Here is a 13208-nt window from a genome sequence, read left to right as displayed (position 1 = left end):
CATGGACTTTAATTTTTCGGAAGATATTGAATTTCTTAGACAGAATGTAAGAAAGTTCGTCCGGGAGCAAGTAGAACCAATTGCGATGGAAATTGAGGAGAAAAATGAAATCCCAGAGCATATTGTGGAAGCATCCAAGGAGATGGGGCTTTTCAGCTTAGGAATTCCTGAAGAATATGGTGGACTCGGGCTTAATATGGTTGGGAAATGTGCGATCTACGAGGAATTGGGAAAAACACATAACGGCTACACAACGTTAATTGGGGCACATACAGGAATTGGTACAGTCGGGATTGTCGAGCTTGGCACCGAGGAACAAAAACAAAAGTACTTGCCGAAAATGGCTACAGGTGAATGGATTGCAGCCTTTGCCCTGACAGAGCCTAGTGCTGGTTCTAACGCTGCCAATATGAAAACAACTGCTGTGAAAAAAGGTGACAAATACATTATTAACGGCTCGAAGCACTATATTACAAACGCAGTGGATGCTCATGTTTTTACAGTAATGGCTGTTACCGATCCGTCTAAAGGAGCAAGAGGAATTACGTCATTCATCGTTGAGAAGGACTTTCCAGGCTTCGTTCTCGGAAATGTAGAAGAAAAAATGGGACTTCGTGGTTCACATTCGGCAGAACTATTCTTTGAAGATATGGAAGTACCTGCTGAAAACGTCCTTGGAGAAGAAGGGCAAGGATATATTAATGCATTGAAAATTCTTGCCAACGGACGTGCGGGGCTTGCTGCACGAAATCTTGGATCAAGTAAACGTCTGTTGGAGCATTCCTTGGAATATGCTCATGAGCGTCAGCAATTTGGGCAACCAATTGTTGATATCCAGGCAGTACAGCATATGCTTGCAGAAATCGCAAAAGAGATTGCAGCACTAGAAGCATTGACATACAAAGTTGCATGGATGACAGATCAAGGGCAGCGTGTCGTTAAAGATGCGGCAATCGCAAAGCTCTACGGATCTGAAGTATACAATAAAGTAGCAGATCTTGCTGTACAAATCCATGGTGGTATTGGCTACATGAGGGATTATCCGATCGAACGTTACTTCCGTGACGCCCGAATCACGAAAATTTACGAAGGTACATCAGAAATTCAGAAAAATATTATTGCTAATGAATTAAAGCGTGAAATGAAAAAAGGAGCTGCAGTTAAATGAATGAATCCTACATTGTCGGTTCGGTGCGGACCGCAATTGGTAAAATGGGTGGTACATTAAAAGATGTCACCGTTGATTATTTAGCTGAGAGTGTCATACGCGAATTGATGGAGCGGAATGGTTCTGATATTAAGGTGGATGAAGTCATTCTCGGTCAGGCGAAACAAAGTGCAGATACATCCAACCTTGCACGCTTGGCTGCGTTACGTGCTGATTTGCCTGTAGATGTCAGCGCTTATACAGTCCACCGCCAATGTGGTTCTGGATTGCAGGCAATTAACAATGCCGATATGCAAATTAAGCTCGGTCTATCTGACGTCGTCATTGCAGGTGGAGCAGAAAGCATGAGTACAGCACCTTATTATTTAAGAAATGCCCGTTTTGGTTATCGTGCTGGAAATGGTGTATTGCTCGATCCGAACACGGAGAGTCAGCCGTGCTCACAGCCAATAGAGAAATACGGAAATTTAACTATGGGACTGACAGCTGAAAACCTAGCGGAAAAATACAATATCTCGAGAGAAGAACAGGATGAATTTGCACATCGAAGCCAGCTGCTTGCTGATGAAGCCATCAAGTCTGGCCGATTTGAGAAAGAAATTGTGCCGTTCGAAGTAAAAGAAAGGAAAAAAACAATTACATTTGATACCGATGAACATCCTTTCTTAACTTCACCAGAAAAACTGGCAACACTTCCAGCAGTATTTAAAGAGAATGGAACGGTAACGCCAGGTAATGCTAGTGGAAGAAATGACGGTGCCTCTGTAGTGTTAATGATGAATCAGGATAAGCTTAATGAATATGGCTTGAAGCCGAAAGCAAAGATCATTGGTCAGGCTACCAGCGGAGTTTCTCCAGAAATCATGGGAATCGGCCCTGTGGAATCAACTCGTAAGGCGTTAAAACAAGCTGGCCTGTCAATCAAAGACATTGGTCTCATTGAATTAAACGAAGCATTCGCCGCTCAGGCACTTTCTGTAATCAGAGAAGCGGAGATGGATCTGGATAAAGTAAACGTCAATGGTGGAGCTATTGCACTTGGCCATCCAATCGGTGCGACTGGTGCTATTCTTATGACGAAATTGCTCCATGAAATGGAACGTAGAGGAGAAAAATACGGTCTCGTAACACTATGTATTGGTGGAGGCCAGGGGATTTCCACGGTTATTGAATACTTGGATAGAAAAGAAACTTAAAAGCTCAACATAGATGGTGGTTCGTATCGAATCACCATCTATCTTTAAATTGTTAATCATTCAAAGGAAGGGCATTCCACTTATTTGAAGAATATTGAGGAGGTCAGTGTATGCACATTTTACAAATTCTCCCTATGTATCATAAAGATGGAGAAGCGGTCTTACAATCTAGCTCAAACGTGACTAGATTTGATGAATTTGATGAACAAGAGATTATTACTTTTTTACAATCGACTTATGTCGACGGGATTATTCTTCGAGCACCAGCACGGATTACTCCAGCCATCTTAGATGCATGCAGCAATGTAAAGGCCATATCTGGAGCAGGTGTCGGTTTGGATAACATTGATGTGGATTACGCGACAAAGAAAGGAATCCGCATTTTGCATGCACCGAAAATTAATACAACAGCGACAGCAGAACATGCTGTCAGCCTCATTCTTGCAGTTATGAAAAATACAGTGAAATTCCACAATGAAATGGAAAAAGGAAACTACTCCTACCGTGATGGGAAGTTCACATCGGAATTGTACGGGAAGAAGCTTGGACTGGTAGGGTTTGGATCCATCGCGCAGGAAGTGGCGAAAATAATGAAATATGGCTTTCGAATGGATGTGCAGGCTTATGTACGGAGAATCCCTGATGAAAGACGTGAAATTGCGGCCTCCATTGGTGTGGAGCTTACAACTGATATGGAGAAAATATTCCGGGAAAGTGATGTTATTAGTCTGCATATTCCATTAAACGATAAAACAGACGGCTTAGTCGATGCATACTACTTCAATCTGATGAAGGAAGATGCGGTACTGATCAATACGGCACGTGGCGGAATTATTAATGAAAGAGATATGGTTGAGGCACTAAAGTCTAAAAAATTCCGTGCCGCTGGTGTAGACGTTTTTCGTGAAGAACCGGCACCACCGGATCACCCATTCATAGGAATCGATGAAATCGTTAAGACTCCGCATATGGGAGGCATCAGTTTAGAAGCAGCTAGAGAGACGAGTAAAACAGTAGCAGCGAATTTGATTAAAGCAGTGGAAGGGGAAAAGGTAGATACGATTGTAAATTTAGATGCCCTCTCCACCGTGGAGGGATAAGAATGCAGCAAATCATAAGGGATTTTGAGGAAAGTAACTTTTGGAAGTTTATCGGCCTGGAATTGGAAAAGGTGGAGGCTGGCAGTGTGACATTGAAGCTCCCAATCAAATCTTCGTTCATGAATGTGAGGGAATCGGTGCATGGCGGAATATATGCAACGATCTTAGATACGGCAATGGGATTTTCTGCACGTTCACTTGGTTTTGATGAAGTCATTACGCTGGAAATGAATGTCCATTTTTTAAAAGCTGTCCGTGAAGGGACGGTTTATGCTATCGGAAACACGATTCATCAAAACCGGTCCACTGCATTAATGGAAGCTGTATTAGTGGATGAAAACGATAATCAACTTGCCCATTCTACAGGGACTTTCCGCGTGGTGAAGACTGATTCATCGTGGTCATGATTCTGTTTCTTCCTATTATATAAGGTGGAAAATATCGACACTAATTCTATTTTATAAGAAGGTAAAATGTTTTTGTGAAAAGAGAAAGCTGGTTGATCCATGTTTCATTTTATCATGATTATGCTGATGTGTTTTTTCTATATTACACAGTCACTCGTTGAACATGATGTAGTCAATATATTGTACATTCTAACCTGTTTGACAGCATTTTTACTGGCTTTTCGTAGGCTCGGCAAGAAAAACAAAGTTTTTACCGGCTTTTTATTTACAGCTGGTGTTGTCATTCATTATCTTTACGGTAACACAGGGTTGGAGTTAGTCGATGGCATTACACAGAACTTGGCGCTATTATCTATTATCTTATTAGCTCCAATGATTTCCTTCCCGCTTGAGGGAGAAGGGGTAATCAAGACTGTCGTTGCCAAGCTCGATGAATGGAAAGAAGATCCCCGCAAGTCATTTTTTGGGGTAAGTAGCTTTATGATGATGCTTGCTCCGATTTTGAATATGGGGGCCATTCGGGTCGTTCATGGATTTGTAGGCAAGACTCCAATGGTGCCGAAACTATTATCTCATGCCTACGTTGGTGGATTTACACCAGCTGTTTTATGGTCGCCATTTTTCGCTTCTGTCGGAATAGTTATATCGATGGCAAATATGCCCTATGTGACTTACATGCCAATCGGAATTATATTTTCCCTGATTATGGTGTTTGCGGCAATCATTTTATTCCGTCCAGAAAAAAATGAAATAGCAGCGACAAGAGAAGAGCCTGTATTTGAAATGGAACAAGATAATCGACGGGATTATTTGCTTCTCATTTTATTTGTACTTTTTTTAGTCTTGCTTTTGATAGTTTTAGAGTTTTTGACGAAACTGCCGATGCTTTTATTGGTAAGCATGAATTGTGTATTCATTCCACTTCTGTGGACGCTCGTTCGAAATAAATGGGGCTGGATAAAGGGAGAGATGCTTCGATATAAGGACAGTATCACTTCCAATTCCAATATGGAAATCTCACTGTTTCTGAGTGCGGGATTGTTTGGGAATGCATTAATGCATACACCGATCACTTCCAGTTTGGGAAGTGCGATTATATGGGCGTCCCAATGGTCGGTATTATTAGTCGCATTATTTGTAGTTTTATTTATTACGATGTTGGCGCTGCTTGGCATTCATCAAATTATTTCGATACCGATTATTTTCCCTTTACTTCTCGTACCAGAAGTCGATGTCACTTTGTTTGCAGCAGCTTTCATGTGCATCTTCTCCTGGATGTTTTCATCTACACTCAGTCCATTGAACGCTTTGAATATCATCATCAGCTCCTGTGTACGGACAAATGGTGTAAAAGTGGGAGTAATCTGGAACGGAAAATACTTTCTCGTCATATTTATAGCGGCGCTCGGTTATGTTCTATTGTTAAACCAATTGTAATTAGAGGTGGTTCATGTTGAGTAGGAGTTTAGTGAAAGCAATTCAAATACTAGATTGTTTTTTAGAAAGACCAGTCATGACAATCAATGAATTGGCTGAAATTGCACAAATGCCAAAAACGACTGTTTTCCGACTGGCTGGTGGTTTAGAAGAAGCAGGATTGTTGATCAAAGACCGAAAGTCGAGCCATGATGTGACGTATCGTATGTCGTTGAAACTTTTAGAGTATGGTAAAGCCGTTAGTGAACAGCTTGAATATAGTAAAGTTGCCCGATCACATATGAATAAATTGAATGAAGAAATTGATGAGTTGGTCCATCTTACTATTATGGAGGGGTATAAGGCTGTTTATGTAGAGACGGTCAACAGCTCAAAGCCAGTACGCTTAGTCGTGAAAGTCGGTGCACGCGCCCCTCTGTATGCGGGATCGGCACCTAAGATGCTATTAACCGGGTTAAGCGATGAAGAGATAGAAGAGTATTTAGATCATGTTGAATTCAAACAGTTTACACCTAATACATTGATCCAAAAAGAAAAGATAAAAGAGGAAATTGAAAAAATCAGGGAACGCGGCTATTCCATCAGTTATTCGGAGCATTACCAAGCCACGATTGGAATGTCTTATCCGATATATGACCATGATGGAAAAATGGTTGCTGCAATAGGAGTGAGTATTCCTTATATTGATCATTCCAAAGAACGGGAAGAATTTATCCTGAGCAAATTAGAACATACAGTGAAAGATATATGGAGTGAGTTAGGTTATAGAGGGGTTATCAGCCGTAATTTTAGTTAGGAGAAGGATATATGAAAATTGCTGTGGACGACCTGAAAAAATTTTGTAAGGAAATATTGGAGAGAAATTCCGTACCAATCGAGGAAGCGGAAGTTATTGCTGATAGTTTAGTAGACGCGAATACGATAGGAGTAGATTCACACGGAGTAACTAGACTCAGCCTTTATTTGCAGAGATTGAAAGAAGCTACCATAAACAGTAATACGAAAATGGAGATTTTAAGAGAAACAGAAACGACGGCATTATACGATGCGAATAATGGATGGGGGCAATATGCGGGTAAAATTGCTATGCAGGAAGCAGTGAAAAAAGCAAAAAAGTATGGCACCGCAACAATTGGTGTAACAAATTCGAACCACTTTGGAACAGCCTCCTATTTTACGAAAATGGCTGCTAAGGAGAATTGTATTGGAATTGCCATGTGCAACACGACTCCAATTATGGTTTCCTGGGGATCCAATGAACCAACGCTCGGGACGAATCCTCTTTCTATTGCTATTCCAACAAATCGTCATCCCGTCGTTCTCGATATGGCAACAAGCAACGTCGCCCGTGGAAAAATCAACTTGGCCGCCAAGGATGGAGAAGAGATTCCGACTGGCTGGGCGATTACGAAGGAAGGAAAGGATACGACAGATCCCCATGAAGCACTAAAAGGTTATCTGCTTCCTTTAGGACCAAAAGGATCTGGGCTTGCCATGATGATCGATATTATGTCTGGTGTCATGACTGGTGCCTTATTCGGAAAGGATATTCCGCGGATGTATGATGATAAAGAGCCACAAAGGCTGGGTCATCTATTTATGGCAATCGATCCAGAATGTTTTATCGAAATTGAAACATTTAAAAGCAGAATGGATGAGCGAATCGAACAGACTGTAAAAAGTACCCCCGCAGATGGATATGAACAGGTTTATATGCCTGGGGATATCGAGGAAATGAATCGAGAAAAACATGAAAGGGAAGGTCTGACGCTTTCTACGGCTCTGTATGAGGAACTGAGGGCATTAGGTACTAAATATGATGTTTCGATTTAGCCGCCAAAAGTAGGTTATTATTCTATTACAATATAATAAATGTTAGGTGATATTTAGGGAGGCAAGTGAATGAGGATTTTAGTTGTAGGAGCAAGCGGTACAATTGGTAAAGCTGTCGTCGAGGCATTGCAGGGCGTGCATAGTGTTGAAATCATTAGGGCAAGTCGGAAAAACTCAGATGTAACCGTCGACATATCATCTACTGAAAGTATTAAAGCGATGTTTGGACAAGTAGGAAAGATTGATGCATTGATCTCTACTGCAGGTTCGACTCATTTTGGGTTAGTGGAAGAAATGACACCGGAACAAAATCAATTCACTGTAAATAATAAGCTTCTGGGACAAATCAATTTAGTGCTTCTCGGTTTGAATTATATTCGTGATAAAGGAAGTATTACTCTAACGACAGGAATTACAATGGATGATCCTTTAGTGACTGGTGCATCTGCGGCAATGGCAAGTGGCGGTATCGCAGCTTTTGTTAAATCAGCAGCGATTGAAATGCCGAGAGGGATTCGTATTAATACGGTGAGCCCAAACGTGTTGGAGGAATCATTCGAAAAATATGGTTCATTATTTGTTGGCTATGAACCGGTATCATCTAAACGTGTTTCTTTGGCATATAAGAAGAGTATTTATGGAGCACAAACCGGTCAATGCTACCGTGTATATTAAAAAGGAGTTTAGTTTTCTACCACTTTGGCTAGCTGAAAAATAATGTCCAAACCTATTTGCAATAGGTTTGGACATTATTACGGAGTAAACCTTAAAGTGCACCCTGCACATTATCTGCCTTTTCCGCTTCCTCTTTATCCGGGAAGATCAAACTGAACACAATTCCGAAGATAGCAGCGATGAAAAAGGTGGAAAAACGGGATGTGATGATTGCTTCTAAAGGTGTACTGATCCATAGGATTGTAAAAATGATTCCTGATAGTATCGTAGCAATTACTCCAGCGCTGGAATAACGTTTCCAGAAAAATGTCATCAGAATTGCCGGTGATAAGGTACATCCCACGCCTGCCCAAGCCCAACTAACAACAAGATACACTAAAGAATCTGATACAACTGCGATAACTAACCCGATAATCCCAAAGATCAATACGCATAGACGGGATAGCCACACGAATTGTTTTTGTGTCAAGTTCACTTTTAATGTCTTATTTAAAATATCTTCCGTTACAGAACTAGTAATAACTAAGAGTTGCGAGTTGGCGGTTGAGATAATCGCCGCCAGAACTCCAGCTAATAGGATTCCCGCTAGCCATGTTGGAAATAATTGCATGGTCATTGTTGGAAGGATGGTTTCTACGTCAGTAAAGGAGCCTTGGTCATACATCGTAATCGCTGTAATCCCAATCATGAATGCCCCTCCATAAGCGAGTATGGTCCAAATTGTAGCAACGATTGTTCCTTGTTTTGCTTCTTTGTCATTTTTCAATGCCATAAACCGTGAACTAAGCTGAGGTTGTCCACCTAAAAAGCCAAAGAACCATGAAAAGTTATTAAAGAATAGTACACCAATAGCAAACCCAGTTAAACCTCCAAACCATGCGTTATGCGTATCACCTGCTGCTTGAACGGATTGGACGATAGAAAGATCATTCGTAAAGATATACACCAATGCCACAATCGGCAAGCCTACTAATGTGACTAACATTAATATCGATTGAATAATGTCTGTCCAAACAATCGAGATAAAACCAGCTGAAAAAGTAGTGAATATAATAATGATAGCAGCTAAGATAACACCGTATGACATCGGTATATTAAGGGCTGATAGGAACATTTTTCCGGCACCGGCTATTTGGGCGCCTACATAAAAGATGAGGAACCCGGATATTAAGATACTTGCCAACCAGCGAATTAGGTTTGCCTTTTGCCCAAAGCGAACAGCTAATAAATCTGTAAGGGTCAATACATTGTGTTTTTGGGTTTCTCTCATAAATATCTTCGCAAGGAAAACCCAGGCAAAGATAATTCCGATTGCAATCCCTACGGCTACCCAAATACCTGACAAGCCTGTCATAAATACAAAACCTGTATAGCCGAGCAATAACCAAGCCGATTCACCTGTCGCCCGTTCAGAAAATGCGAGTGCCCATCCTGGGAGTCTCTTACCGCCTAAGATAAAGTCTGATTGTGATTGTACTTGCCGAGAAAAATAATACCCAATACCGACCACGACGAGACCGTATAAAATAAATACTACTAAAATTGTATTCATTATGATCCTCCATCCGATAATTTTTAAAATCTATGGTTCAACTTATTTGTGTTAACCTAAGTGGGTACCAATTTCTTTTTGCATTGCTTTTTTATAAATAGCTTGTGCAACAATGACATCGAAAAGGGCCATACCAGTTGATTTGAAAATAATACTTTTGTCAGACTGGTATTTAGGAACAGTCCCTTGTTGGATAAATGATGATATTGTTTGGATTTGCTCTTTTTGGAACCAATGATTTTCTAAAGGAGTGATCAAATCGCCAGATTCCACTAACGCATCATGGGAATCAATGAATATTTGGTCTGTCATGGAATAAAGTACATCAGGAAGTTCTCTCATAGAAGGCAGAAACGAGCCGATGGCGACAATTAATTTTCCAGCGAAAATTTCAGGATCTTCAGGTAAGACTGGAGTGTTCGAAGTCGTAGCTGTAATGATGATATCAGCGTTTACAGCTGCTTCCTCTGCATGATTTGTTTTATGAATAGTAATTGGTGAAGAATCCCAACTTTGAAAAGCATCGATAAACGAGTCCAGTTTTTCTGTTGTTCGATTGTATAGATAAATATCGGTAATCGGCCGTACAGCACAAGCTGCAATCGCTTGGTATAGACCTTGAACTCCTGTTCCGATGATTGCAATTTTCTTAGCTTCTTTAGGTGCCAGATGCCGGATGGCCGATCCGCCAATTGCTCCTGTACGGAATCCAGTTATAAAAGATCCATCCATTATTGCTTGAATTTCTCCTGTCTCACTGCTGTTCAACACTACTAATCCGTGAAGTGTCGGCAACTGTTTATTGCTTGGGAACGATGTGACTAACTTTGTGCCGATTGCAGCATCTGTCAAGCAAGGCATGATGATGAGTGCGTTGGGATCGTCTGTTAATTTCATCCTTGTCGGCATTTGGAACTCTTTTGTTTCGTACAGTTGGTATGCACTATCAATGGCATCAATTGCTTCTTCCATCGTCAAGGATTCCCGAATTTGACTTTCATTCAGAAATAACACAAATACACCTCCAATCGTCTGCGGTTAAATGAATATTTTTAATATTAACTACATTATTATCGCTGTATGAATGGAAGTCTATAGGCAATCCGCATAAAAAATTAGGCTATTGACGGAAAAAATGACAGAGTATGCACCTTCACATGTGCTCAAAGCAATAAGTAATAGGATTTTATCGATTATGCATATTGCATAACAAAATAATGAAAACGCTTACTGTATTTACGATAGGAGAGTCATCCCAACATCACTTACAAATTTAGAAGGAAATCCTATATTTTGGATGAAGAAAAAATGTTTATTTTAAAGATTGGAATCTTGTTTCAATGCCACATACAATACAACACAATGCTGAAAAGACTTTATGTTAAGCGATGTAATTTCTTCAATCTTTTTCAGACGATAAATTAACGTATTTCGATGGAGGTATAGTTTTTGAGCTGTCTTACTGACATTCAATCCTGATTCACAATAAGTAATGAAAGTATTCGCAAGTTCGGCATAATTTTCATGTTCTATAAAACTATGGAGTTGGAATGTAATTTTACCAAGAAAATCATTACTAATCTGTTTAGGAAGTATATTGGATACGAGATTCCAATCATGATAACTGTAAATCTTTGGGTTGATGCTAAGACTTTCTCCGTGTTCAATCAATCGTTCTGCTTCAACATAAGAATGATGAACATCTTCCAGTGAACTGCAAATATTACCTGCTGCGATAGAGACATCGTGAATTTGTAAGGAGTGGAGCGATTCAATCAATTTCTTCCCTTTGTCATGAAATCTCTTTAAAGAGGAAGTGTATTCGAGTTCACTATTTACTGGTTTCAACAAAATTATCTTCTCTGTGTTTAAAAAAGTGCCTAAGAAATTTTCTTTACATTCAAATACCTCACATACCATTCTTAATAATTCCTCTTTGAATATATCGATTTGAAAGTTGCTGTTTATATTAGACAATAGCGAATTACCGATATCGATGAGGATACAAAAGCGCTTTACATCATAATCAAGGTGAAATAAGCTGCAATATTGTTTTATTTTTTCTTTATTCACATTGTCATTTAACAAGATATATTGGGCAAAGGTTTCAAGAGTTTTTGTTCTGAAATCTTTTGTTTGTTTTTGAATGGTTTCTTGCCATGTCAATTCCACGTATTTTTTCACTAAATGCGTATATGGCTTTACTTGTACAGGTGGCCCAATTATTCCCAGAACTCCTAAAGTTTTATTATCCAATACGAGAGGCGCAGCTACACCTGGAAGAACATTATGAATGTCTTTAATATTATCCTCATCATACTCGATCATCTCATTCTTATGTAACACTTCAATTGACGGCGGATGTAGCTTGCCGATCCGGTCCGGTAAAGTAGATCCGATGATATAACCTTTCTCATCGCTTAAACTAATCGGAAAGGGTAAGATATCCGAAACTCCATCAACGACTCTTTGTGCAAGTTGCACTAAACCATCCATCACTCATTCCTCCTAATATTTTCGCTGATCCATGTTATATACTACTTATTGAATTATTAGTGTTATTTAAAAATCTATAATATTTTGTATACTTTGTCTATAGATATTTAAAATTTCCAGATATATAAATGAAGTAGAGACGGAATATGTTAGTTGGAGGTGGTCGAGATGGTTAAACAGACAGATATGATTATTGTCGGCGGTGGAGTTATTGGCTCGAGTATTGCATACAATCTATTGAGTGATGGATTTGAAGGGGAAGTCACCATTTTTGAAAAAGATCGAACGTATGAATTTGCATCGACACCGCGCAGTGCCGGAGGGATAAGGCATTTATTCACAACAGCGATTAATGTACAAGTAAGTAGATATAGTATTCAAAAATATTTGACCTTTCCTGAAGACATGGCAGTTGGTTCGGATAAAGCGGAAATTGATTTCAAACAACGTGGTTATCTCTTTCTTTCAAAGAATATTGAAGAACTGAAAGAACAACATGCAATGCAAGTAGCGAATGGAGCAAACTCTGAATTACTTAGTAGAAATGAGTTGCTGAAGATTATACCGGAATTAAACATAGACGATCTGGATGGTGGACTATATTGCAAGGATGATGGCTATCTCGATCCCTATTCGGTGATGCAAGGTTACGTGCGTAAAACGAAGCAATTGGGAGGAGAGTACATTTATGAAGAGGTAGAAACCATTTTACAAGAGGCTGGGAAAGCGACGGGTGTAAAGTTGAAAAATGGAGAGGTTTATCAAGCACCGATTGTCATTAATAGCGCAGGGCCATGGGCTCCAATATTAAGCGAAGCATCTGGTTTTCCGATTCCGGTGGTTCCATTGAAAAGACAAATCATCCAATTTGATACTGCGGAACCTTTAGTAAGAGAGTTGCCTTTAACGGTAGATCCAACAGGTGTCTATTTTCGTCATGAAGGAAGCTCGATTATATCCGGTTTCTCTGAAAAAGTTAAGCCTGGTATTGATTTTAAATGGAGCCGTGACTTTTTCATGGAGCAATTATGGCCGGTCTTAGGACATCGCGTTAAGAACTTCGAACAAGCAAAAATTGTCGGAGGCTGGGCTGGAATGTATAGTCATAATACGAAAGACCAAAACGCGATCGTCGGTGAACATCCAGAACTTAGTGGATATTATATGGCAGTCGGATTTAGCGGGCATGGAATGCAACAAGCACCAGCAGTTGGAAAAGGATTATCCGAGCTCATCCGAAAAGGACGTTATGAGACATTGGATTTAAGCCCGTTCTGTTTTGAGCGGTTCTCTACAAATCAATTAATTATAGAGGGTGCCGTTGTTTAATGAAAATCTTACCTT

Annotated in this window: 12 protein-coding genes; 9 read left to right on the top strand and 3 right to left on the bottom strand. The window is 39.9% G+C overall.

The features are described from left to right. The first annotated feature begins 1 nt into the window (after position 1). The 8 genes from M3210_RS11630 to M3210_RS11595 all read left to right on the top strand — a co-directional run bounded on the left by M3210_RS11630 (position 2) and on the right by M3210_RS11595 (position 7816). Positions 2-1168, top strand: coding sequence for an acyl-CoA dehydrogenase family protein (locus tag M3210_RS11630; protein WP_251514527.1), 1167 nt, complete (start codon positions 2-4; stop codon positions 1166-1168). Beyond that, on the top strand, positions 1165-2364 hold the full coding sequence (locus tag M3210_RS11625; protein ID WP_251514525.1) for a thiolase family protein: 1200 nt from the start codon (positions 1165-1167) through the stop codon (positions 2362-2364). Before M3210_RS11630 ends, M3210_RS11625 begins: the two co-directional genes overlap by 4 nt. A gap of 110 nt (positions 2365-2474) precedes the next feature. Beyond that, the gene (locus M3210_RS11620; RefSeq protein WP_251514522.1) at positions 2475-3464 is read left to right on the top strand and encodes an NAD(P)-dependent oxidoreductase; all 990 of its coding nucleotides are present in this window, start codon (positions 2475-2477) and stop codon (positions 3462-3464) included. 2 nt (positions 3465-3466) lie between these two features. Further along, entirely contained in the window at positions 3467-3871 is a 405-nt protein-coding gene (locus M3210_RS11615) for a PaaI family thioesterase (protein ID WP_251514520.1), read from the top strand. A 99-nt stretch (positions 3872-3970) separates the two neighbouring features. Then, positions 3971-5308 carry a hypothetical protein gene (locus M3210_RS11610; RefSeq protein ID WP_251514518.1) on the top strand — a complete coding sequence of 446 codons (1338 nt, stop codon included), beginning with the start codon at positions 3971-3973 and terminating at the stop codon, positions 5306-5308. 16 nt (positions 5309-5324) lie between these two features. Next, positions 5325-6104, top strand: coding sequence for an IclR family transcriptional regulator (locus tag M3210_RS11605; RefSeq protein ID WP_251514516.1), 780 nt, complete (start codon positions 5325-5327; stop codon positions 6102-6104). Between the two features lie 11 nt (positions 6105-6115). Next, positions 6116-7141, top strand: a complete 1026-nt coding sequence (locus M3210_RS11600; protein ID WP_251514513.1) for an Ldh family oxidoreductase — start codon at positions 6116-6118, stop codon at positions 7139-7141. Positions 7142-7210: 69 nt separating this feature from the next. After that, positions 7211-7816, top strand: coding sequence for a short chain dehydrogenase (locus M3210_RS11595; RefSeq protein WP_251514511.1), 606 nt, complete (start codon positions 7211-7213; stop codon positions 7814-7816). Positions 7817-7907: 91 nt separating this feature from the next. Here the strand turns inward: M3210_RS11595 and M3210_RS11590 are convergent, their stop codons facing one another. The 3 genes from M3210_RS11590 to M3210_RS11580 all read right to left on the bottom strand — a co-directional run bounded on the left by M3210_RS11590 (position 7908) and on the right by M3210_RS11580 (position 11864). After that, a complete protein-coding gene (locus M3210_RS11590; protein ID WP_251514508.1) occupies positions 7908-9368 on the bottom strand; it encodes a sodium/proline symporter in 1461 nt (486 codons plus the stop codon). Positions 9369-9419: 51 nt separating this feature from the next. After that, the gene (locus M3210_RS11585; RefSeq protein WP_251514506.1) at positions 9420-10382 is read right to left on the bottom strand and encodes an ornithine cyclodeaminase family protein; all 963 of its coding nucleotides are present in this window, start codon (positions 10380-10382) and stop codon (positions 9420-9422) included. Between the two features lie 303 nt (positions 10383-10685). Next, positions 10686-11864, bottom strand: a complete 1179-nt coding sequence (locus M3210_RS11580; RefSeq protein WP_251514504.1) for a CdaR family transcriptional regulator — start codon at positions 11862-11864, stop codon at positions 10686-10688. Between the two features lie 168 nt (positions 11865-12032). Here M3210_RS11580 and M3210_RS11575 point away from each other — a divergent pair, with 168 nt between their 5' ends. After that, entirely contained in the window at positions 12033-13193 is a 1161-nt protein-coding gene (locus M3210_RS11575) for an NAD(P)/FAD-dependent oxidoreductase (RefSeq protein WP_251514502.1), read from the top strand. The last annotated feature ends 15 nt before the right edge of the window (positions 13194-13208 follow it).

The organism is Oceanobacillus luteolus, assembly GCF_023715655.1.
GTDB lineage: Bacteria > Bacillota > Bacilli > Bacillales > Amphibacillaceae > Oceanobacillus > Oceanobacillus luteolus.
The sequence above is the reverse complement of the archived record's forward strand: the minus strand, read 5'-3'. Positions and strand labels throughout refer to the sequence as shown.